The 21,571-nt window shown below is 70.0% G+C and carries 19 protein-coding genes; 10 read left to right on the top strand and 9 right to left on the bottom strand.

Annotation, left to right across the window (positions count from 1 at the left end):
• The first annotated feature begins 71 nt into the window (after positions 1–71).
• Positions 72–4,103, top strand: coding sequence for a phage tail protein (locus QFZ26_RS07275; RefSeq protein ID WP_307040666.1), 4,032 nt, complete (start codon positions 72–74; stop codon positions 4,101–4,103).
• A gap of 24 nt (positions 4,104–4,127) precedes the next feature.
• On the opposite strand, the gene QFZ26_RS07270 is transcribed toward QFZ26_RS07275, so the two are convergent.
• Together QFZ26_RS07270 and QFZ26_RS07265 are read right to left on the bottom strand one after the other, a co-directional pair.
• Entirely contained in the window at positions 4,128–5,261 is a 1,134-nt protein-coding gene (locus QFZ26_RS07270; protein ID WP_307040665.1) for an ABC transporter permease, read from the bottom strand.
• Positions 5,258–6,142, bottom strand: coding sequence for an ABC transporter ATP-binding protein (locus tag QFZ26_RS07265; RefSeq protein ID WP_307040663.1), 885 nt, complete (start codon positions 6,140–6,142; stop codon positions 5,258–5,260). The genes QFZ26_RS07270 and QFZ26_RS07265 overlap by 4 nt, the downstream gene beginning before the upstream one ends.
• 216 nt (positions 6,143–6,358) lie before the next feature.
• On the opposite strand from QFZ26_RS07265, the gene QFZ26_RS07260 reads away from it, so the two are divergent.
• Positions 6,359–7,750 (top strand): MFS transporter, encoded by a 1,392-nt coding sequence (locus QFZ26_RS07260; RefSeq protein ID WP_307044980.1) that lies wholly within the window; start codon positions 6,359–6,361, stop codon positions 7,748–7,750.
• Between the two features lie 10 nt (positions 7,751–7,760).
• Here the strand turns inward: QFZ26_RS07260 and QFZ26_RS07255 are convergent, their stop codons facing one another.
• Genes QFZ26_RS07255 through QFZ26_RS07245 form a run of 3 tightly spaced genes read right to left on the bottom strand, consistent with a single transcriptional unit; the run spans position 7,761 to position 9,131 of the window.
• Complete coding sequence (locus QFZ26_RS07255; RefSeq protein ID WP_307040661.1) at positions 7,761–8,321, bottom strand: dihydrofolate reductase family protein; 561 nt, start codon at positions 8,319–8,321, stop codon at positions 7,761–7,763.
• Positions 8,321–8,797 (bottom strand): SRPBCC family protein, encoded by a 477-nt coding sequence (locus QFZ26_RS07250; protein WP_307040659.1) that lies wholly within the window; start codon positions 8,795–8,797, stop codon positions 8,321–8,323. The genes QFZ26_RS07255 and QFZ26_RS07250 overlap by 1 nt, the downstream gene beginning before the upstream one ends.
• Entirely contained in the window at positions 8,790–9,131 is a 342-nt protein-coding gene (locus QFZ26_RS07245) for an ArsR/SmtB family transcription factor (protein WP_307040657.1), read from the bottom strand. The genes QFZ26_RS07250 and QFZ26_RS07245 overlap by 8 nt, the downstream gene beginning before the upstream one ends.
• 306 nt (positions 9,132–9,437) lie before the next feature.
• Here QFZ26_RS07245 and panD point away from each other — a divergent pair, with 306 nt between their 5' ends.
• Entirely contained in the window at positions 9,438–9,848 is a 411-nt protein-coding gene (panD, locus tag QFZ26_RS07240) for an aspartate 1-decarboxylase (RefSeq protein WP_307040655.1), read from the top strand.
• Positions 9,849–9,865: 17 nt separating this feature from the next.
• Here the strand turns inward: panD and QFZ26_RS07235 are convergent, their stop codons facing one another.
• The 4 genes from QFZ26_RS07235 to QFZ26_RS07220 form a co-directional block, all read right to left on the bottom strand.
• Positions 9,866–10,624, bottom strand: coding sequence for a response regulator (locus QFZ26_RS07235; RefSeq protein ID WP_307040653.1), 759 nt, complete (start codon positions 10,622–10,624; stop codon positions 9,866–9,868).
• Entirely contained in the window at positions 10,621–11,961 is a 1,341-nt protein-coding gene (locus QFZ26_RS07230) for a sensor histidine kinase (protein WP_307040651.1), read from the bottom strand. The genes QFZ26_RS07235 and QFZ26_RS07230 overlap by 4 nt, the downstream gene beginning before the upstream one ends.
• An 86-nt stretch (positions 11,962–12,047) precedes the next feature.
• The gene (locus QFZ26_RS07225) at positions 12,048–13,301 is read right to left on the bottom strand and encodes an RNA polymerase sigma factor (RefSeq protein WP_307040649.1); all 1,254 of its coding nucleotides are present in this window, start codon (positions 13,299–13,301) and stop codon (positions 12,048–12,050) included.
• A gap of 2 nt (positions 13,302–13,303) precedes the next feature.
• Positions 13,304–13,636 carry a YciI family protein gene (locus tag QFZ26_RS07220; RefSeq protein WP_307040647.1) on the bottom strand — a complete coding sequence of 111 codons (333 nt, stop codon included), beginning with the start codon at positions 13,634–13,636 and terminating at the stop codon, positions 13,304–13,306.
• Positions 13,637–13,873: 237 nt separating this feature from the next.
• On the opposite strand from QFZ26_RS07220, the gene QFZ26_RS07215 reads away from it, so the two are divergent.
• From QFZ26_RS07215 to QFZ26_RS07185, 7 genes are all read left to right on the top strand, one after another.
• Entirely contained in the window at positions 13,874–17,035 is a 3,162-nt protein-coding gene (locus QFZ26_RS07215; RefSeq protein ID WP_307040645.1) for an NPCBM/NEW2 domain-containing protein, read from the top strand.
• Between the two features lie 108 nt (positions 17,036–17,143).
• Positions 17,144–17,959: a DeoR/GlpR family DNA-binding transcription regulator gene (locus QFZ26_RS07210; protein WP_307040643.1), complete on the top strand. Its 816-nt coding sequence runs from the start codon at positions 17,144–17,146 to the stop codon at positions 17,957–17,959.
• Positions 17,960–18,014: 55 nt separating this feature from the next.
• The gene (locus tag QFZ26_RS07205) at positions 18,015–18,572 is read left to right on the top strand and encodes an EXPERA domain-containing protein (protein WP_307040641.1); all 558 of its coding nucleotides are present in this window, start codon (positions 18,015–18,017) and stop codon (positions 18,570–18,572) included.
• A 100-nt stretch (positions 18,573–18,672) separates the two neighbouring features.
• A complete protein-coding gene (locus QFZ26_RS07200) occupies positions 18,673–19,065 on the top strand; it encodes an SHOCT domain-containing protein (protein WP_307040639.1) in 393 nt (130 codons plus the stop codon).
• An 83-nt stretch (positions 19,066–19,148) separates the two neighbouring features.
• Positions 19,149–19,403, top strand: coding sequence for a hypothetical protein (locus tag QFZ26_RS07195; RefSeq protein ID WP_307040637.1), 255 nt, complete (start codon positions 19,149–19,151; stop codon positions 19,401–19,403).
• A gap of 29 nt (positions 19,404–19,432) precedes the next feature.
• Positions 19,433–20,728 carry an MFS transporter gene (locus QFZ26_RS07190; RefSeq protein ID WP_307044978.1) on the top strand — a complete coding sequence of 432 codons (1,296 nt, stop codon included), beginning with the start codon at positions 19,433–19,435 and terminating at the stop codon, positions 20,726–20,728.
• A 130-nt stretch (positions 20,729–20,858) separates the two neighbouring features.
• Positions 20,859–21,551: a hypothetical protein gene (locus tag QFZ26_RS07185; protein WP_307040635.1), complete on the top strand. Its 693-nt coding sequence runs from the start codon at positions 20,859–20,861 to the stop codon at positions 21,549–21,551.
• Positions 21,552–21,571 lie beyond the last annotated feature (20 nt).

Raw genomic sequence — 21,571 nt, 5'->3', positions numbered from 1 at the left:
GCAGCTGAGGATGCCCCGCCGCCGGCCTGCCCGGGCGCGTCGAGCACGACCCTGCGGGTCACGCTCGAAGCATGGCCGGCGCACAACACTCGGCCATCGCCACTCGGGCTGCGATGACCAGCGCCCTCACCGACGGCCGACAACGGACCGCCGGTGCAGGAGGGCGCGCCTCGCCGCGTGAAACGGGCGGCTCGGGCGGCTCGGGCGGCCCGGCTGCGATGCTCGCCCTCCAGCGGAGCGCCGGCAACGCCGCCGTCAGCGCCCTCATGGCCGCGAAGCTGAAGTGGCCCGGCGACGAAGCCCGTGTCGAGATCGACGCCGCGATCCGCGAGGTCAAGCGCGACGAGCCGGAGGTCGACACCGTCGAGAAGGGGCTGAAGGAGGCCAAGGCCGTCGGCATCCCGGTCGACCTCGAGGGCGTGAAGCCGCCCGCCTCCGCGCTCTCGGTGACGCGGACCGGCTTCGGCCCGGGCTCCGTCCCACCGAAGAAGCCGGTTCCGCCGCCGAAGCCCGTGCCCGCCGTCTCGCCGCTCGGCAAGGCCGCCGCCGCGAAGCCGAAGCTGCGGGGCGCTGCGGCGAAGGGCGCGGGCGGGGCATCCGTCGCCTCGATGTCCGGTGCCATCGCGGCGGCCGCAGCACCCGTGCCGCTGACGGCGGACAAGCTGCTGCTGCCACCGGTGGCGCCGCCGGGCGTGAAACCCGCACAGGACCCGGCGTTCGCGCAGGTCACGGGCAGCGTGAAGGGGTTCGCCTCGGCGAAGCGCGCACATCCGCCCGCCGCGTCGAAGGCGAAGGAGGCGCAGGATGCCGCCGTGCCGCCCACCGACGACATCGCAGGTCAGGCGAAGGCCGCGAAGGCCGACTCGATGGACGCGCAGCAGCCGGGCAGCTTCGACAAGAAGGCGTTCATCGCCGCGGTGAAGGCGGCGATCGAGGCGAAGTCGCCGAAGACGCTGAAGGAGGCCGACGACTACGCGGAGTCCGGCAAGGCCGGCGAGGTCAAGGGCGAGGTGAAGGGCCTCGTCACCCAGGGCAAGGAGGGATCGGCCAAGGACATCGAAACGGCGACCGAGGCGCCACCCGACCAGTCCAAGGCGGTGGCGAAGCCGGTGACGCCGATGCCCCAGGAGGACCCCGGCCAGGTCGCTCCGATCCCGGCGGCAGGCGCGGTGCCCAAGACGGCACCGCCCGAACAGGTCAACCTCGAGGCCGGCAAGCACGAGGTCGGCCAGGAGATGACCGACGCCCACGTCACCGACGAGCAGCTCGCGAAGTCCGGCGAGCCGTCGTTCCAGGGTGCGCTGGCCGACAAGCGCACCGCCGCCGAGCACGCCGACACGGCGCCGGGTGAATACCGCCAGCAGGAGCAGGCGACGATCGCGCAGGGGAAGGTGCAGGCCGGCGCCGCGACCGCGGCCGGCGTGCAGGGGATGCAGGGCGCGAAGGGCGCCGCGCTCGCCAAGCTCGTCGCCGACAAGGGCAAGGCGAAGTCCAAGGACGAGCAGAAGCGCGCCGAGGTCACGGCCAAGATCCAGGGCATCTTCAACGCGACCGAGGCCGACGTGAAGAAGATCCTCGAGGGGCTCGACCCCAAGGTCGAGGCGGAGTTCGAGCGTGGCGAGGCCGGCGCGAAGGCCGCCTTCGAGTCGTATGTCGCAGCCAAGATGTCGGCCTACAAGAAGGACCGGTACGGCGGATGGCTCGGAGGCATCCGCTGGGCGAAGGACAAGCTCTTCGGCATGCCGGACAAGGTCAACGAGTTCTACGAGGCCGGTCGCGAGCTGTACCTCGCGAAGATGGACGGCGTCATCTCGCGCGTGGCCGACATCGTGGCCGCCGACCTCACGGCGGCGAAGCAGCGCATCGCGAAGGGCCGGGCCGAGATCGCGAGCTACGTGAAGTCGCTCCCGCAAGACCTGCAGAAGGTCGGCTCCGAGGCCGCCACGGAGATCGGCGACCGCTTCGAGCAGCTCGAGAGCGACGTGAAGGACAAGGAGAACGAGGTCGTCCAGACCCTCGCCACGAAGTACGTCGAGGCTCGCAAGGGCCTCGACGAGCGCATCGAGGCGCTGCAGGCCGAGAACAAGGGGCTCGTCGACAAGGCGATCGGCGCGATCAAGGCCGTGATCAACACCATCCGCGAGCTCGCCTCGATGCTCGCGAACGTGCTGGCGCGAGCGGCGAGCGTCATCGGCGACATCATCGGCGACCCGGTCGGCTTCCTCGGCAACCTGATCAGCGGCATCAAGGGTGGCATCGACAAGTTCTTCGCCAACATCACCACCCACCTGAAGAAGGGACTCATGGGGTGGCTGTTCGGCCAACTGGGCGACGCCGGCATCGAGATCCCCGACACCTTCGACCTCAAGGGCGTCGTCAAGTTGCTCGCGTCGGTCTTCGGCCTCACGTGGGCGAACATCCGCAACCGGATCGTGCTCCAGATCGGCGAGAAGGCGATGGCCGCAGTGGAGAAGGGCGTCGAGATCTTCCAGGTGATGAAGGAGCAGGGTGTCGCCGGGCTCTGGGACAAGCTCGTCGAGAAGGTCGGCGACATCAAGGACATGATCCTGACGCAGCTCGAGGACTTCGTGATCACGAAGATCATCACCGCGGGCATCACCTGGCTCATCAGCCTGCTGAACCCGGCGGCCGCCTTCATCAAGGCGTGCAAGCTCATCTACGACGTCGTGATGTTCTTCGTGAACAACGCGGCGCGCATCGCGCAGTTCGTGAACACCGTCATCGACGGCGTCGTCGACATCGCGAAGGGCAACGTCTCGGCGGTCGTCGACAAGATCGAGAGCGCACTCGGCCAGATGGTGCCGATCCTCATCGGCTTCATCGCCAGCGTGCTCGGCATCGGCGGCATCGGCGAGAAGATCCGCTCGATCGTGCAGGCGCTCCAGAAGCCGGTCAACAAGGCACTCGACTTCGTGATCAAGACCGGGCTGAAGCTCGCCGGCCCGATCATCCGCGCGGCCAAGGGCATCAGCGCGAAGGTGAAGGCGAAGGTCGAGTCGGGCAGGGCCTGGGTGAAGGGCAAGGCGGAGGCGGGGAAGGCGTGGGCCAAGGGCAAGGTCGCCGGAGCCGGCGAAGCCATCCGCAAGCTGAAGGACCGCATGCTCGGCATCGCGTTCCGCCAGGAGTTCGAGGCGAACGGCGAGAAGCACTCCGTGTACTCGAAGAAGGGTGCACCCGAGCTGCTCTACACCGCCTCGACGCCGCAGCCCAGCGCGCAGGCGGCGCCAACCCCCACCGTGCGAGAGCTCGAGGCGCGCTACCGGGCGACGATCAGGGACTACGTCGCGACCGTCAGGACGTTGGATGCCTCGCCGCAGGACGCCGCGGCCAAGGCCCGTGCCGAAGGACTCAAGGACCAGGCCGCCGCGCTCTTCCGGCAGTTGGTCGATGCCACCACCGCCTTCGTCACCACGTCGGGACGCAAGAGCCGCGGCGAGCCCGTCGGGCCTGCGCCGGGGATCGGAACGATCGGCATGCACGGGGCGAAGCCGCCGAGCAACCGCGGCGGACACCGCCTGCACTGGACGGAGTCCGAGCACGTCATCCCGTTCGCGGTCGGCAAGTCCGTCTGGGCGGCCCTGAAGCAGTACATGCCGTGGCGCGGCTCGCGCGCCGACAACCGGCAGACGACGATCATGATCTACGAGCGCGCGGCCCGCATCAAGACGCCCGCCGACAATGCCATGAGCTACACCATCAAGAACCTGCTGGTGGACTCGCGCATCGTGGAGAACATCAGCCGGGGCCGCGTCTCAGGTCAGGTCGGACTGTCGGACCGCGATGCCGATGACGCCCTGGCCCGCATCCAGGGAGCCGTCGAGACCGCCCGCAAGGACGCGGTGTCCCGCACCATCGACGCGATCCGGGCCGAGAACGAGATGAAGGAGGGCGGCGCGGCCAAGACGAACGGTGAACGCCGCGGCAACGAGCCGCCGAGTCCCGCCTCGGGCCTGGTGGAGGCCGCAGCCAGGCAGCAGTACGACAACATCATGGACCTGGTGCGGCAGGAGGTGATGCACGAGGCATCCGTGAAGGAGAAGGCCGAGCGCCTCGAGCTCACTCCGCGCGGCCGCCGCCGGTGACCCGGACGGCGGCCGCGTGCCCGGTCAGCCCTGCAGCGCCTCCGCGAGCTTCACCCGGGCGCCCGTCTTCAGCAGCGAGTTGCGGTAGATGCGCTCGCCGACCCACACCGCGAGCGCCGCCGTCGCGAGCAGGATCGCGAGGGAGACGAACGGCTCCCACCACGCCGCGTCACCGAGGAAGATCCGCATCGGCATGCCGACCGGCGCGGAGAACGGCACGTAGCTCATGATCGCGAGCACCGTGGGGTTGTCGTTGAAGAAGATCACGAGGAAGTACGGGATCATCACGAGCATCGTCACGGGCGTGGTGACCGAACCGATGTCCTCTGCGCGCGACACCATGGCAGCGGTCGCGGCGAAGAGGGCGGCGAGCATCACGAAGCCGATCGCGAAGAACACGACGAACCAGACGACGGATGTCCCGAGGCCGCCGAGCAGCACGCGCTGGCCGGTCACGATGAGCCCGAGGATCGCGAGCACCGCGATGGCGATGATCTGGCCGAACGCGAGCACGCTGTTGCCGATCACCTTGCCGGTGAGCAGGGCCCGCGCCGACACCGTCGACAGCAGGATCTCGACGACGCGGGTCTGCTTCTCCTCGACGACCGACTGCGCGATCGTCGTGCCGAAGGTGAGGGCGGACATGAAGAACACGATGCCGAATCCGAATGCGACGAGGTACGCGAGCGTCGGGTCGACGGCCGCCGGGTCGAGCAGCTCGACCGTGGGCCTCACCGAGAGCGCGGAGACCACCGACTTCGGCTCCGAGTCGAGTCCGATCACCACGATGCCGAGGGGGTCGGATGCCGCGGGCGCCACGATCGCCTCGACCTCGCCGTCGCGCAGCAGCTGTTCCGCCTCCGCCTCGTTGGCGGCCGGCACCGCATCGAGCGATTCGTCGCCGTCGACCACGGCCGACGCGCCCGCGACCACGGCCACCTTCGTGGTCTCGGCCTGCGCCCCGAAGATGCTGCCGAGCACGACCGACGCCAGGACGGCGAGCATCAGCACTCCGGTCGAGATGAGGAACGCCTTGCTCCGAACGCGCATCGTGATCTCGCGCCCCGCGATGAGGCCGACGTTGTCGGTGAAGCCGGGAGCCCGCCGCTCCTCGCCGGCCGGCCGGGTGCTGCGCGGAGCGCGGCTGTCGAGACTCATCGCACGACCTCCTTGAAGATCTGGGCGAGCGACGTCTGCTCGCGACTGAAACTGATGACCTCGCCGCGGGCGACCGCTTCGGCGAGGGCCGCTTGGCGCGCGGAATCCGTCTCGGCCTCGAACACGGCCCATCCGCCGTCGAACGCCTCGACGCTGATGCCGGGCTGCTGCCGGAGCCACCCGGCGTCGCCCGAGGTCAGGAGCTCCCAGCGCTCCGAGCCGTGCTCGGCACGCAGGGCGTCGCCGGTGCCGGCCGCGGCGACGCGCCCTCCGGCGATGATGACGAGGTCGTCGCAGAGGCGCTCGACGATGTCGAGCTGGTGCGAGGAGAAGAGCACCGGGGCACCGGATGCCGCGGCATCCGCCAGCACGCCCTGCACCGTCTCGACGGCCATCGGGTCGAGGCCCGAGAAGGGCTCGTCGAGCACGAGCACCTCCGGCCGGTGCACGAGTGCGGCGGCGATCTGGGCGCGCTGCTGGTTGCCGAGCGAGAGCGATTCGATCGTGTCGTTCACGCGCTCGCCGAGTCCGAGGCGCTCGAGCAGCTCGAGGGCGTTCCGGCGCGCGGCCGCGGCGCTCCAGCCGTGCAGGCGCGCGAGGTAGACGGTCTGCTCGAGTACTCGCATCTTCGGGTAGAGGCCCCGCTCCTCCGGCATGTAGCCGAAGCGGCGCCGATCGGCGGTCGTCACCGCGGTGCCGTCGATCGCGACGCTGCCGGAGTCCGCGGCGAGCACGCCGAGGATGATGCGCATGGTCGTGGTCTTGCCGGCGCCGTTGCCGCCGACGAAGCCGGTGAGCCGGCCGTCGCCGACGGTGAAGCTCACGTCATCGAGGGCGAGGCGCTCGCCGTAGCGCTTGGTCACGTCGTGGAGTTCGAGCATGCCTTCACGCTACGGATGCCGCGTGGGGGGGGCATCCACCGCCCGACGGGTTTCACCGTCCCGCACGGGACCGGCCTCCGCCGTGCGGCGGATGGGGGGTTCCCGGATGTCGGGGGCGCTGGTTACGATCGCACGGTGACGAACGGATCAGGGGAGTCCGAGGTGCAGCAGCAGGCGCCGGCGCGGCCGTCGAGCGTGTCGCCGCCGCCCAACGGCATGCGCATCTTCATCCAGGTGCTCGCGAACACGATGCTCGCGAACGTCACGACGAGCTTCCTCTGGTTCGCGCTCACGTTCTGGGTCTACCTCGAGACGCGGTCGGTGCTCGCGACGGGCATCATCGGCGGCGCGTACATGCTGCTCATCGCCGTGTTCTCGATCTTCTTCGGCACGATCGTCGACCGGCACAAGAAGCACCGGGTGATGGTGCTCTCGAGCGTGATCACGCTCGTGTCGTTCGTCATCGCCGGCCTGCTGTACCTCGCGCATCCCGAGTCCGAGCTCGTCGACCTCGGCGGGCCGTGGTTCTGGCTCTTCTCCGGCATCATCCTCTTCGGCTCGGTCGTCGAGAACATGCGCAACATCGCCCTCTCGACGACGGTCACGCTCCTCGTGCCCGAAGAGCGCCACGCGAACGCGAACGGCATGGTCGGCACGGTGCAGGGCCTCGCGTTCATCGTGACGAGCGTGTTCAGCGGTCTCGCGATCGGCTTCCTCGGCATGGGCTGGACCCTCGTCATCGCGATCGCGGCGACCCTGCTCGCGCTCGTGCACCTGCTCTTCGTGCGCATCCCCGAAGCGCGGCCCGAGACCGAGGGCGGGCGGCCACCGGCCATCGACCTCCGCGGCAGCATCGCCGCGATCCGGAGTGCGCCGGGGCTCTTCGCCCTCATCCTGTTCTCGACGTTCAACAACCTCATCGGCGGCGTCTACATGGCGCTGATGGACCCATACGGCCTCACGCTGTTCCCCGTCGAGGCGTGGGGCGTCGTGCTCGGGGTCACCGCGACGGGGTTCATCATCGGTGGACTCGCGATCGCGAAGTGGGGGCTCGGCCGCAACCCGATCCGCACGATGCTGCATGTCGTCATCGTCATGGGCCTGCTCGGTGCCCTGTTCACGATCCGTGAGTGGTGGCCGCTCTACGCACTCGGCATCTGGCTCTACATGACGCTGATCCCGGTGGTCGAGGCCGCCGAGCAGACCGTCATCCAAAAGGTCGTGCCGTTCCGGCGGCAGGGCCGCGTGTTCGGCTTCGCGCAGGCGTTCGAGGCCGCCGCCGCCCCGATCACCGCGTTCCTCATCGCGCCCATCGCGGAGTTCTGGATCATCCCGTACATGGAGTCCGACGCGGGGCAGGCGACCTGGGGCTGGCTGCTCGGTGAGGGCGAGGCCCGCGGCATCGCCCTCGTGTTCTTCTTCTCCGGGCTCATCATGGTGGCGCTCGCCCTGCTCGCCTTCGGCACCCGCTCGTATCGGCTGCTGTCGGAGGAGTACCAGCGCGGTCGCGAGGCGGAGCCCGATGCGCCCGAGGCCGGCGCTGATGCCGACGCCGCCGAGGCCGCGGCGCCGCACGCCGCTCAGGAATCGGCCGACCGACGGGCGTGAACGCTCCTGCTCAGCGCACGCGGTACGAGATGCCCACGTAGCCGCTCGTGTGCGGCGTGACGCCCTCGAGCTCGAGGCGGCGCGAGCCGAGTGTCGCCGGAGTGAATGATCGTCCCTCGCCGATGAGGATGGGCACCGTGCGGAGCCGCAGCTCATCGACGAGGCCTGCCTCAAGCAGCGCGTCGGCGAGGGTGAGGCTGCCCCATACGATGATGTGCTCGAACCGCTCCTTGAGCGCGGCCGTCGACTCGGCGCCGTCGCCCTGCAGGATCTCGATCGAGCCATCGCCCCAGGGCGCCTCGTCGAGCGAGTTCGAGATCACGAACTTCGGCAGCCGGTTGATCGGCTCGGCGACCCGCTCGGCTGCTGGGTCGGTGGTCGGCCAGTAGTCGGCGAACATCCGGTAGGTGGTCGCGCCGAAGAGGATCGCATCGACGTGCTCCATGAACGCGAGCTGCTCCGCGTCGTTCAGGTCTCCCGGCCCGAACGCCTCGAAGAACCGGATCCCGCCGTCGGGCTCGGCCGCGTATCCGTCGACCGTCACCACCTGCTCGACCGTGAGGCGGCCCATCAGCGCGCCCCCTGCTCATCGAGGTGCTCGACGAGCACGTCGAACGCCGAGTCCCAGCCGTCGTAGACGTTCTCGTCGCCCGGCGCGGCCTCGATGCCGAGCACGTGGAAGGTCATGCGCGTCTGCTCGCCGCGCTCGCCGTGTTCGGCGAGGTCGATCGTGAGCACCGGCGCGATGTCGTCGGCGTCGCCGGGCGAACCCCAGGTCATGACGAGTCGCTCGGGCGGGGTGATCTCGCGGTAGACGCCAGCCGTCGGGTACTCGGTGCCGTCGGGCGCGATCATCGTGTAGCGGTAGCGGCCGCCGGGGCGCACGTCGAGCTCGACGCTCTCGCGCGGCGTGGCGATGCCACGGGGGTGCCACCAAATGGCGGCCTCGTCGGGGTCGGTCCACGCGCGCCACACCACGTCGCGCGGTGCGTCGAAGACGCGGGTGATGGTGAACTGCTTCGTTGCGGAGGCGGTCTGCTCAGGCATCCGTCTGTCCTTTCAGCTCGCGGAGTCGCTCATCGAGCAGGTCGAAGCGCTCGTTCCACTCGTCGCGGTGTCGGTCGACCCAGGCGGATGCCTCGTCGAGCGGTGCCGTGCGGAGGGTGCACCTGCGCCACTGCGCGTCGGCGGTGCGCTCGATGAGGCCCGCGCGCTCGAGCACCTTGAGGTGCTGCGAGATCGCCGGTCGGCTCATGGCGAACGGCTCGGCCAGTTCACCGACGGTCGCCGGCCCGGCGCGGAGGCGCGAGATGATCGCGCGTCGCGTCGAATCGGCGAGCGCCTGGAACACGAGGCTGAGCTCGTCGGTCGCGTCCGCCACGTAAGCAACTCCTTAATTAATGATTCGCTTAACTATAGGAACGAGGGGAGGTGTCCGTCAACCCCTGCGCCAGAATCGTGAGATGACACCTCAGGTTCGCAACGTGCAGGCCGCCCTCGACACGGGCGACGCCCCGAGCGAGCGCACCGCGCAGCTGCGCGTACTCGACCTCGACGCCTGACTCGCCGCGCGGGCGAGTTGCGCAGGAGATCCGCCGTCATGAGCCGCAGGTGGCGCTGTGACGGCGCAGGTCCTGCGTGACGTGACGCACGATCGCCCGGGCTGCCCGCCCATAGGCTGGAACGCGTGTTGCGCACCATGCTGAAGTCGAAGATCCACCGGGCCACCGTGACGCACGCCGACCTGCACTACGTGGGCTCGGTGACGGTCGACCGTGAGCTCATGGATACCGCCGACCTGCTGCCCGGCGAGCAGGTCTCGATCGTCGACGTCACGAACGGCGCCCGCCTCGAGACCTACGTCATCGAGGGTGAGCGTGGCTCGGGCGTGCTCGGCATCAACGGGGCCGCGGCCCACCTCGTGCATGAGGGCGACCTGGTCATCCTCATCTCGTACGCCCAGTTCGACGAGGCAGCCGCCCGCACCTTCCGCCCGCGCATCGTGCACGTCGACGCGGCGAACGCGATCGTCGCGCTCGGCTCGGATGCCGCGGAGCCCGGTGCGCCCGGGGTGGAACCCTCCCCGAACGCGGCCTGACCGGCGCAGCCGGCACTTCAGCTCCGCGGCCGCACCACTCCGTGCTCGTAGGCGTACACGACGGCGTGCACGCGGTCGCGCAGGCCGAGCTTCATGAGCACCTTCGAGACGTGGGTCTTCACGGTCGCCTCGCCGACCCAGAGCCGCTCGGCGACCTCGGCGTTGGAGATGCCCTCGGCGAGCAGCTCGAGCACCTCGCGCTCGCGGCTCGTGAGTGTGCCGAGGGTCTCCGCTCCGGGAACAGGACGTGGCGCCGAAGACAGGTCGGTACTGTCGGTGCTGCCGGTCATGGGATCCGGGTCGCCGTGTCCCCCTCCATTCGGCGCGTCTGCGGTTGCGGCACCCCGCGGCGCGCGGACCGCCACCGCCTCGATCACCCGCCGCGTGACATCCGGTGACAGCAGCGCGTCGCCCCGCGCGACGACCTGCACCGCCTCGATGAGCTGCTCGGGGCTCGAGTTCTTCAACAGGAACCCGCTCGCGCCCGCCTCGAGCGCCGCGAACAGGTAGTCCTCGCGGTTGAACGTCGTGAGCACCAGCACGGCGGCAGCGGATGCCGCGTCCGCCGTGATGCGCCGGGTCGCCTCGAGCCCGTCCATGCCTGGCATCTGAACGTCCATGCAGACGACATCGGGGTCGAGCTCGGCGACGCGCACGATCGCCTCATCACCGTTCGACGCCTCGCCGACGACCTCGATGCCGTCTTCGGAGTCGAGGATCGTGCGGAATCCGCCGCGCACGAGGGCCTGGTCGTCGACGACGAGCACGCGGATCACGCGTGCGCCTCTTCGCTGCGGCGCAGCGGGAACCGCACCCGCACGAGGTAGCCGCCCCGGGCGCGGGCGCCGAGTTCGAGCGTGCCGCCTGCCGCCGCGACCCGCTCCCGCATGCCGAGCTGGCCGAGTCGGGGCGCGCCCCCCGGCGCCTCACCGGTGCCGACCGCCCCCGTGTTCGTCACCTCGACCTCGACGACGTCGTCGGACCAGCGAACACGCACGTCGGCGGTGGCGGCGGCGCCCGCATGCTTGCGCACGTTCGTGAGGGCCTCCTGCGTGATGCGATAGGCGCTCAGCCCGATGATCGGTGAGGCGTCGCGCGGCTCGCCGACGATGGCGAGCGTGGTCGGCAGCCCCGCCGCGGCCGACTCGGCCACGAGCTCGTCGATGCGGTCGAGGCCGCGGGTGCTCGTGGAGGTCTGGGCCGGCTCATCGTCGGCGAGTCCGTCGAGCGACGGCATGGGCACGCCGCCGGTGTCGATGCCCCGGAGTGTTCCGAGGAGCCCGTGCAGCTCGTCGACGGCGTCGCGGGCACTCGACTCGATCGCGGAGAGCGATGCGGCGGCGGCATCCGGATCCCTCGCGATCACCCGCCGGGCGGCGCCGGCCTGCACGCCGATCACCGAGACGTGGTGCGCGACCACGTCGTGCAGCTCGCGCGCGATGCGCAGCCGCTCGATCGCCACGGCCTGCGCTCGGGTGCGTTCGCGCTCGGCCGCGAGCTCTGCCGTGCGCTCCTCGAGCTCGGCTCGTGAGCGGGCCGACCGGTACGCGGCGTCGCCGAAGTACCAGGCGCCGCCGAAGTACAGCAGGTTCGTCAGCACGTTGATCAGGCCGAACGCGAGGTACGGCGAGATGATGCCCTCGCGGGACATCTCGGGCATCTGGTCGGGCGTCATCGAGCCGACGATCAGGCCCCAGAACAGCCACGCGAACATGCCAGCCACGATGACGCCGCGCACCACGTTCGCCCGCAGGCGGCTGCGGCCCCACGCACCCACCGTGTAGATCGCGATGAACAACGCGATGTTCGAGAACAGCGCCTCGCCGACCTCGGCGAGGGCGCCGACGATGAAGGCGACGGATGCCACGAGCGCCACGATCTCGGGCCACCACCGCCGTGCTGCGAGCGGCAGCGTCATCGCCGCGACCCAGAGCACCGAGCCCCACCACGGTGCATCCTCGCCCCATCCGGTGACGCGGTACAGCACGACGCTCGCGGCGGTGCCGACGGCGAGCACGACGGCGAGGACGAGGTCGTTGCGGCGCTGGCGGCGTCGGGGGCGCGGCCGGACCCACTCGACGCCCTCGACGGGCGACGCTGCGATGGCGGTCATCGCTCCACGCTAGCGAGTGGGTGCCGCCGCCGACTCCGCCGCATGGCGGAGATGCGCGTCGAGCACGCGCTCACGGATGCCCGGGATCAGGGCCCGGCGTCGAGACTGCGGGAGCGTGCCGTGAGGAACTCTCGCTCCACCTCGTTGTCGGTGAGGATCAGCGACTCGTCGTACGCGATCCGTGCCTCGGCGATGCGGCCCAGGCGCCTGAGGCAGTCCGCTCGTGCGGCGGACAGGTACGGATACCGCGCCAGCCGCGGATCCGCGGCGAGCTCGTCGAGCCGCTCGAGGCCGTGCTGCGGGCCGACGGCGAAGCTGAGCGCGATCGCACGGTTCAGCTCGACGACCGGCGACGTCCAGACCTCGCGGAGCAGGTCGTAGAGCGCGAGGATCTCGCCCCAGTCGGTGTGCGCCCACGACGGGCTCTCATCGTGAACAGCGGCGATGGCCGCCATCAGGCCGAACCGGCCGGTGGGCAGCGCGAGCAACGACGCCCGGACCAGTGCGACACCCTCGGTGATCGCGTCGCGATCCCAGCGGGCCCGATCCTGGTCTTCGAGCAGCACGAGTCGGCCGTCGGCGTCGGCGCGGGCGTCCCGGCGCGCGTCGGTCAGGATGATGAGCGCGAGCAGCCCGGCGACGTCGGGGTCGGCGGGGAGCAGCGCGCGAAGCATCCGTGCCAGTTCGAGACCGCGCTCGGCGAGGTCTCGTCGCATCAGCTCGGCCCCGGATGGAGCCGTGTGCCCGGTCGTGTACACGAGGTGCACGACCGCGAGCACCTGTTCGAGGCGAGGGCGGAGTTCGCGGCCCTCGGGCACGCGGTACGGGATTCCCGCGACGCGGATCTTGCGCTTCGCGCGGGTGATGCGCGCCGCCATGGTGGCTTCGGGTACGAGGAAGGCCCGGGCGATCTCGGCGGTCGAGAGGCCGCACACGAGGCGCAGGGTCAGGGCGACCTGCGCCTCGGGGGCGAGTGCCGGGTGGCAGCACGTGAAGATCAGGCGGAGCCGTTCGTCGGGGATGTCGTCTCCGACGTCGGCCAGCTCGTCGACCGCCGCCGGTTCCGGCTCGAGGAGCTTCGGCAGCGCCCGCCGCGCGGTCGCCTCACGCCGTCGGACATCGAGTGCCCGCCGGCGCGCCGTGACGGTCAGCCACGCGGCCGGATTCGACGGGATGCCGCGGCTTCCCCAGGTCGCGAGCGCGCTCGCGTACGCGTCCTGCACCGCCTCCTCGGCCGACTCGATGTCGCCCGCAACCCGGATCGTGGCCGCCAGCACGAAGGCCCACTCGCGGTGCGCCCGCTCGACCGCTTCGGTGACCTCGGAGCTGGCGGCCGACACGTTCAGCTCACCAGCCGAACCGGCCGGACCTCCACGCCGATCCCGGCGGGAACCTCCCTGGCGATCGCGAGTGCCTCGTCGAGATCGGCCGCCTCGATGAGGAACGTGCCGCCGAGCGCCTCCTTCGACTCGGCGAACGGGCCGTCGGTGACGATCGGCTCCCCGGCTTCGTCGCGCCGGATCGACGTGGCGGTGTCGGGATTCTCGAGCGCGACGCCGCCGCGCAGCGATGCGCCGTGACGCTCCATGAACTCGCGGTAGCGCACGCTCACCGTGTCGCCCGGGGGCTGTGCGGCCGCCGCGTCCTGGAAGATCAGGATCAGGTATTTCGACATGTGGTCATCCTCCTCGTGCGGCGCGTGATCACGCCGTCACCATACCGACGCCGACCGATCGGCGGAATCGACAGCTCCACCGAATACGTGGCACTCGGCGACATCCCGTGATCGGAACTGATCGTTGCACGGTCGACTTCTGATCGATACCGATCACTTCGTTGACCGATTCGATCACCGCTTCCTAGCCTGAGCCCGGGCCCTCGAACGAGGGTCGCGACCGTCGAAGGAGACCTCGTGCCCCGCCACACTCATCGCCGGCGAACCGCCATCGCGGCCGTCGTGACCGGAACACTCATCGGTGGCGGTCTCGTCGCCCTCTCGGCCCCACCGGCGTTCGCCGACGTGCCCATCGGCGACGTGTTCGTCTCCGACCTTCCCTGGCTGAACGAATCGAACGGCTGGGGGCCGATCGAGCGCGACGCGTCGAACGGGGAATCCGCCGCCGGCGACGGCAAACCGATCACCATCGGCGGCATCGTCTACCCGAAGGGCATCGGCATGCACGCCACGGGTGCGCTGTCGGTCGAGCTCGGCGCGAACTGCACCGCGTTCAGCGCGATGGTCGGACTCGACGACGAGGTGACGTCGGGAGTCGGCACCGTGCGGTTCCAGGTGTTCGGCGACGGGGCGCTGCTGGCCGAGACCGGCGTCGTCACGGGCAACGACCCGGCCGTCGAGCTGGCGGCGGATGTCACGGGCATCGAGGTGCTGCGGCTCGTCGCTCACGAGGCCACCAACGGCAAGAACTTCGATCACGCCGACTGGGGCGACGCGAAGCTCGCGTGCGGCGACGAGGCTCCCGAGGAGCCGGTCGTCGTCGAGCAGTGGGACCTCGACGGACCCGAGGGCTCGACCATCGACGGCGTGCTGAAGCTCGACTCCGCCGGGCGCGTGGCGCTCGACGTCGTGAACGGTGAGACCACGCTCGTGCAGGCGACTCGTCTGGGCATCATGGGCAGCGACGGCGACTTCCGCGACGGACTGACGTTCGTCGGGCGCACCGACAGCGTCGTCGCCGATGCGTACACGATGGTCACCGGCAAGCAGGAGGAGCGCGCGTACACCTTCAGCGAGTCGGTGTTCGAGTTCGCGAACGAAGCGGGTGGGCGGTTCGCCATCGCCGTGCGACTCTCCGACGACGGTGCCGCCTACCGCTACCTCGTCGCCGGCGAAGGTGAACACCGCGTCGACGATGAGTCGGGAGCATGGGAGCTCCCGGTCGACGGCGCCGCGTGGATGCAGCGTTCCTACGCCGTGAACTACGAGGCCGAATGGATGCAGACCTCCGCGACGGCCTCGAACGGCACGGGCAACGTCGGCTACCCGGCCCTGTTCCAGCAGGGCGGGCACTATGTGCTGCTCACGGAGGCGGACCTGCACGGCGACTACTCCGGCTCCCACCTCGCGCACGCCGCGGGCACATTGCGCTACGGCGTGGACCTCTTCCAGGGTGCACCGGTCACGACCACCGGCGACCTCTCGACCCCGTGGCGTGTCGCCATCGTGGGCGGCCTCGACACGATCGTCGAGTCGACGCTGGTCGACGACCTCGCGACGCCGAACCAGCTCGACGACGAGGACGCGTCGTGGATCAAGCCGGGCGTCTCGAGCTGGAGCTGGCTCACCGACTGGAACAGCCCGAAGGACGAGGCGCGCCAGCGCGACTTCATCGACCTCTCCGCCCGCAACGGCTGGGAGTACGTGCTCCTCGACGAGGGCTGGGACGCGAGCTGGGTGCCGCGCACCGTGCGCTACGCCGAGACCAAGGGCGTCGACGTCATCATCTGGTTCCACAGCCGTGACCTTCGCACGCAGGAGCAGCGCGACGAGTGGCTGCCCCGCATCGCCTCGTGGGGGGTCACGGGCATCAAGGTGGACTTCATGGACACCGACAGCCAGGTGATCCACCAGTGGTACGACCAGATCGCAGCCGACACCGCGGCCAACCACCTCATGATCAACTTCCACGGCGCATCGCTGCCCACCGGCATGCAGCGCACCTGGCCGCACATCATGAGCTACGAGGCGGTGCGCGGGGCGGAGAACGGAATCAGCCCCGCCCGGAGCCTGATGGTTCCGTTCGCGCGCAACGTCGTGGGATCGATGGACTGGACGCCGGTCACCTTCTCGCGCGGCAACGGCAACTCGTCGAAGGCGCACGAGGTCGCGATGAGCATCGTCTACGAGTCGGGCTGGCAGCACCTCTCCGACAAGCCGGAGGCGTACGCCGCCGAGCCGAACGCCGAGCGCTTCCTGCAGAGCCTGCCCGCGCACTGGGACGAGACCCAGCTCGTGAGCGGCACCCCGGCGAGTGACATCGTGCTCGCACGACGCGCCGGAGACCGCTGGTACATCGGCGGCATGCGCGCCGGATCCGGCGATGCGCTGCAGCTGCCGCTCGCGCAGTTCGGGGGCAAGCACCTCATCGTCGACCTGCTGACGGATGACGGGACCAACGGCTCCGCGACCGTGCTCACCACGACGCACACGACCAAGGACCAGACCATCTCGATCCCGACGGCGACCAACGGCGGGTTCGCCGCGATCGTCTGCCTCGACAAGCCCCGACGCGAGAGCTGCCTCGACCCCGCCGAGCCATGGGCAGCGGTCGACCTCACGGTCGAGCCGTCCTCCGCCGACGTCGCGCCGGGGTCGACGGTCGAGCTCCACGCCTCGTTCGCCGTCGACGCCGACGCGAAGAAGGTCGCCGTCTCGCCGGTGGTTCCCGACGGATGGGGGGTCGAGGGTGAGAGCGTCACAGCGAAGTCGCTCGCCACGGGCGAGGCGCTCGAGGCATCCTGGACCCTCACCGTTCCGGAGGACGGCGTGAGCGGCAGGGTCGAGATCCCGGTCGAGGTCACGTACCGCATCGGCAACGAAGTGCGCACGGCGGCGAGCCAATCGACGCTGTGGGTGACGCCGAGGCCGCTCAGCGGAGTGAACTTCGTCTCCGACCTCGAGTGGCTCGAGCAGTCGAACGGCTACGGCCCGGTCGAGCGCGACCTGTCCAACGGGCAGGCTGCCGCGAACGACGGACGTCCCATCGAGATCGACGACGTGACCTACCCGAAGGGCGTCGGCATGCACGCCACGGGTGCGATCACCGCGTGGCTCGGCGGAACCTGTTCGGCCTTCGACGCGGTCGTGGGCATCGACGACGAGGTGCTCGAGACGCCCGGCGAGAGCGGCATCGGCTCGGTGAAGTTCCTCGTCTACGGCGACGGCGTGCTGCTCGGCGAGACGCGGGTGCTCACGAACGACGACGCGGCCATGCCGCTCAGCATCGACGTCAGTGGCGTGCAGCGTCTGCGCCTCGTGGCCGATGAGGCGACCAACGGCAAGAACTTCGACCACGCCGACTGGGCGGACGCGAAGGTCACCTGCAGCGGGAGCTGACCTGGCCGGGGCACCGGATCGCCGGATCCGGTGCCCCCGGCACCATCCGCCTAGGCTGGATGACGACCGGACAGCCACCGGCTGAAGCCTCGCAGGGGAGGGTCCCAGATGTTCACCGAGGAGCGCCGCCAGGTGATCCTGTCGGCGCTCTCCGTGCACGGATCCGCGTCGGTCGCCGACCTCGCGCGTATGGTGCGCGCTTCCGAGATCACCATCCGGCGCGACCTGAAGGCCCTCGAGGCGGTCGGCCTCGTCGTCAGGCATCGCGGCGGGGCATCCGTCGGCCGCTCGAGGATGGATGAACCGAGCTACCGGGAGAAGGCCGTGGTGGCGGCCGAGGAGAAGCTCGCGATGGCGGCGCTCGCCGCCGAGCTCGTCGATGACGGCGATGTCATCATGCTGTGCCCGGGGACCACCACGCAGGCGCTCGCCCAGCGGCTGACCGGTCGGCGGCTCATGGTCGCGACGACGTCGGTGCTCGTCGCGAACGCCCTCTTCGATGCGCCCGACGTGGAGGTGCTGCTCATCGGCGGCATCCTCCGTGGCAGCATCCGCGGCGTGATCGGCGGCGAGGCCGAGAAGGCGGTCTCCCGCCTGCGATTCCACAAGGTGTTCCTCTCGGGCAACGGGCTCACTGCGGCGAACGGGCTGAGCACGCCCAACATGCACGTGGCGAGCATCGACCGCGCGGCCGTCGACTCCGCGAAGCGCGTCGTCGTGCTCGCCGATCACACGAAGGTCGGCGTCGACTCGATGGTGCAGACCGTCGAGACCGAGCGCATCGACATGCTCGTCACCGATGTGGCTGCCGATCAGGGGGAACTCGACCAGCTGGTCGCGGCCGGCGTGCAACTCCGGGTCGCAGTGCCCGCCGGCGGACTCGCGGAGCGCACCTCATCGGCGATCGGCGCGGCCCTCCCGTGACCGTCGCACGCGGATCGTGGCGTCGCGGGACGTCCGACCGCTACGCTCTGGGCGCATGACCGCTGTGACGACCCCTGACGCATCGACCCCTGCTGCGGCATCCACCGAACCGGTGCCGCCCCCGAACCTCCGCCTGCGCGAGCGCCCCTTCGACTGGTTCCTCATCGTCGTGTTCTCGTTGTTCACGGTGACGAGCATGATCAGCGACATGCTGCCGACGCTCGGCGTGGACTTCTCGCAGCCGTCGACGAACTTCCTCGTGAACGCCAACCACTGGTACGCGCACGACACCGACCCGCTCTTCATGGACCCACCCGTGTGGATGCGGATCGTCACGGGTCTCTCGGCGTTCGTCTACCCGGTCTTCTACCTGCTGCTCGTCATCTCGCTCATCAGGGCCTGGAACTGGATCCAGCTGCCGAGCGTCGTCTACGCGACCATGATCGCCTCGATCACGGGCATCATCGTGTTCGGCGTCGAGTTCTTCGGTGAGCCCGAGTTCCTGACCCCGAATCCCGTGAAGTTCCTCGCGTTCAACCTGCCCTACGTGCTCATCCCGATCGTGCTGCTGATTCGCATGCGCAGGCCGATGCCCTTCACGCGGCGGTTCTGAGCTCTATCGGCCGAGCGAACCGCGGTGCTAGCTTGTGCTCACATCACGGCGGACCGACTCCGCCGGATGCCCGGGCACCACGACGACGATGGAGGTTCGCATGAGCATCTGGACCAGCTTCTGGGATGTGATCTGGTGGTTCTTCTGGGTGTACGTGTTCATCGCGTACCTCATGGTGCTGTTCTCGATCATCGCCGACATCTTCCGCGATCACACGATGAACGGATGGGTCAAGGCGCTCTGGGTCATCTTCCTGGTGCTCTGCCCGTTCCTCGGCGCACTCGTCTACCTGATCGCGCGCGGCCGCGGCATGGCCGAGCGGTCTGCTCGGGAGCAGCAGCAGGCTCGGAGCGAGACCGACGCCTACATCCGCAGCGTCGCGAGCACGAGCTCGACCGACGAGATCGCGAAGGCCAAGGCCCTGCTCGACGCGGGCACCATCAGCCAGGGCGAGTTCGACCTGCTGAAGTCGAAGGCCATGGCCGCCGGATAGGAGTACACGTCGAAGGGCCCGTTCGTGCAACCGCCGAACGGGCCCTTTGCGTCGTCGCGGGAGAGCCCCTTGCCAACTCGCGCATGACCGCCGACGAGACCGCGCCGCTCGGCGAGCCGCTGTTCGAGGCGCGACAGCTCGCGCCATCCGTGCCTCGCATCGACCGTGCCGTGCTCGCGTGGGGCCGCTGGTACACGAGCGACCTCAGTCGGCGTCGCGGCGATCAGCAAGGGCGCCATGTGCGGAGGCTCTCGCCCACTCGCCCTGCACGGTCGGGCGACGCCCGGGAAGACCGGGTCTTGGCTGCCGGCCGCGAGGCGAGCATGATGAACGGGTGACACGTCGCCAGCACGCCACCGCGGAGTCGATGCCGCCGAACCCGGCCGCGCGCCGGGTGCAGGCCGTCTACTACACCCTGACGCTCGGCAACACCCTCGCCGCCTCCTTCATCTGGGGCATCAACACCCTGTTCCTACTCGACGCAGGGCTGTCGAACCTCGAGGCGTTCGCCGCGAACGCGTTCTTCAGCCTCGGCATGTTCATCTTCGAGATCCCGACGGGCGTCGTCGCCGACACGCTCGGGCGACGCGCGTCGTACCTGCTGGGCACCGTGACCCTCGCCGCGACGACGGTGCTCTACTGGCTGCTGTGGGTCTGGGAGTCGCCGTTCTGGGCGTGGGCGGTCGTCTCGATGCTGCTCGGGCTCGGGTTCACGTTCTTCTCGGGTGCAGTCGACGCGTGGCTCGTCGATGCGCTCCACGCGACCGAGTACCGCGGGAGTCTCGAGACCGTGTTCGGCCGGGCGATGATCGTGGGCAGCGTCGCGATGCTCGCGGGCTCGGTGCTCGGCGGCATCGTGGCGCAGCTGACCGACCTCGGCGTGCCGTTCCTGATCCGCGGCGGGGTGCTCGTGCTCATGTTCATCGTCGCCGCGCTGCTCATGCGCGACCAGGGCTTCACACCCGAACGCGGCGCCGGGCCGATCTCGGCCACGAAGACGGTGTTCAAGGCGTCGGTCCGCTACGGTCTCGGCAATCCGCCCGTGCGCTGGCTCATGCTCGCGACGCCGTTCACCACCGGTGTCGGCTTCTACGTGTTCTACGCCCTGCAGCCGTACCTGCTCGAGCTCTGGGGTGACGAGGGCGCCTACTCGATCGCCGGGCTCGCGGCCGCGATCCTCTCGGGGGCGGGCATCGTCGGCGGCATCCTCGCGCCGTACGTGCGGCGGCTCTTCCGCAAGCGCACCTCGGCGATCCTGCTCGCGACCCTCTCGAGCGTGGTGGTGCTCATCGCCCTGGCGTTCACGACGAACTTCTGGGTGGCGCTCCTGTTGCTCGCCGCGTGGGGCATCGCGTCCTCGATCGACGATCCCGTGCACCGCGCGTACCTCAACGACATGATCCCGTCGAAGCAGCGCGCGACGGTCCTCTCGTTCGACTCGCTGCTCGGCAGTGCCGGCGGTGCCGTCTTCCAGCCGATCCTCGGACGCTCGGCCGACATCTGGGGGTACCCCGGCTCGATGCTCGTGAGCGGGGTCGTGCAAGTGCTCGCGGTGCCGTTCCTGTTCCTCAGCCGGCGTCAGGGAGACCCGGCGGATGTCGCGACCGAGGTCGCGTCGCAGCCGCAGACGGATGACGCGCCCACGGCGCCGCCCACCACGTGAGCCCCCACGCGGAACCCTCGCCGACACGGATCTCCGTCACACCATAGACCCCCGTTCGGGGGGCGAGTACGATGGCCGGACACGTCCGGGCGGCCGAGCCATCCCGCCGGGCGGCAGTGGGGAGGGCGGCGTGCGAAAGATCCTCCTGCTCAGCGCCGGGGCCGGCGTGCTGTTCGTCGGCTCGGTCTTCATCGGCGTCGCCGTCGCGACCACCGGTTCTCCCGTGCTCTACGACGCACGGTCGCCGCGACCCGTCCCGACGGCGTCCGCCGAGGGATTCGAGGTCCAGGCCGGCGATGCACGCGATGGCTCGACCGGTGGGTCCGCCGAGTCCGATGCCGCCGACGAGGCCGATGGTGCCGAGGCGTCCGACGACACCCCGATGCTCCCACCGCCCTCAGCCGGCGCACCGCCGCCCTCCGCGTCGCCGCCGCCGTCGCCGGTGCCCGAGACCGGTGCCCCCGAGGGCCCGCCGAGCCCCGAAGAGCAGCGGGCGTGGCTGGCCTTCCAGCAGGTCGTGCGTGACTGCATGGCTGACGCCGGACACGAGTACCGCCACTGGGAGTGGTGGACGACCGAGGCGAAGGATCCCGACGCGATGGCGCCGGCGAGGCCGCCCGGGCTGTCATCCCAGGCGGCGGCCGCCTGGGAGCTCGCCTTCTCGGGCACCGCCGGCACGGGCGACGACGTCGCCTGGGAGGATGCGGGCTGCTGGGGAGCCGCCGTGCACTGGACCAGCGAGCAGCGGCGCACCATGGCGCAGCCCGATGCGCCGCTGTCCACGCCGACGCCGACACCCACGCCGCGCACCGGCGGCGATTGAGCCGCGGTGCCGGCACCGCT

The organism is Agromyces ramosus, from assembly GCF_030817175.1.
GTDB classification, from domain to species: Bacteria; Actinomycetota; Actinomycetes; order Actinomycetales; family Microbacteriaceae; genus Agromyces; species Agromyces ramosus_A.
This window is presented reverse-complemented; position numbering and strand designations above follow the sequence as displayed.

Coding starts and splice junctions, on each gene's coding strand:
- QFZ26_RS07205 (WP_307040641.1), top strand. CDS start 18,015: ATGACCGCTGTGACGACCCCTGACGCATCGACCCCTGCTGCGGCATCC.
- QFZ26_RS07250 (WP_307040659.1), bottom strand. CDS start 8,797: ATGCCTGAGCAGACCGCCTCCGCAACGAAGCAGTTCACCATCACCCGC.
- QFZ26_RS07255 (WP_307040661.1), bottom strand. CDS start 8,321: ATGGGCCGCCTCACGGTCGAGCAGGTGGTGACGGTCGACGGATACGCG.
- QFZ26_RS07265 (WP_307040663.1), bottom strand. CDS start 6,142: ATGCTCGAACTCCACGACGTGACCAAGCGCTACGGCGAGCGCCTCGCC.
- QFZ26_RS07200 (WP_307040639.1), top strand. CDS start 18,673: ATGAGCATCTGGACCAGCTTCTGGGATGTGATCTGGTGGTTCTTCTGG.
- QFZ26_RS07275 (WP_307040666.1), top strand. CDS start 72: ATGGCCGGCGCACAACACTCGGCCATCGCCACTCGGGCTGCGATGACC.
- QFZ26_RS07230 (WP_307040651.1), bottom strand. CDS start 11,961: ATGACCGCCATCGCAGCGTCGCCCGTCGAGGGCGTCGAGTGGGTCCGG.
- QFZ26_RS07220 (WP_307040647.1), bottom strand. CDS start 13,636: ATGTCGAAATACCTGATCCTGATCTTCCAGGACGCGGCGGCCGCACAG.
- QFZ26_RS07195 (WP_307040637.1), top strand. CDS start 19,149: ATGACCGCCGACGAGACCGCGCCGCTCGGCGAGCCGCTGTTCGAGGCG.
- QFZ26_RS07210 (WP_307040643.1), top strand. CDS start 17,144: ATGTTCACCGAGGAGCGCCGCCAGGTGATCCTGTCGGCGCTCTCCGTG.
- QFZ26_RS07190 (WP_307044978.1), top strand. CDS start 19,433: ATGCCGCCGAACCCGGCCGCGCGCCGGGTGCAGGCCGTCTACTACACC.
- QFZ26_RS07260 (WP_307044980.1), top strand. CDS start 6,359: ATGCGCATCTTCATCCAGGTGCTCGCGAACACGATGCTCGCGAACGTC.
- QFZ26_RS07270 (WP_307040665.1), bottom strand. CDS start 5,261: ATGAGTCTCGACAGCCGCGCTCCGCGCAGCACCCGGCCGGCCGGCGAG.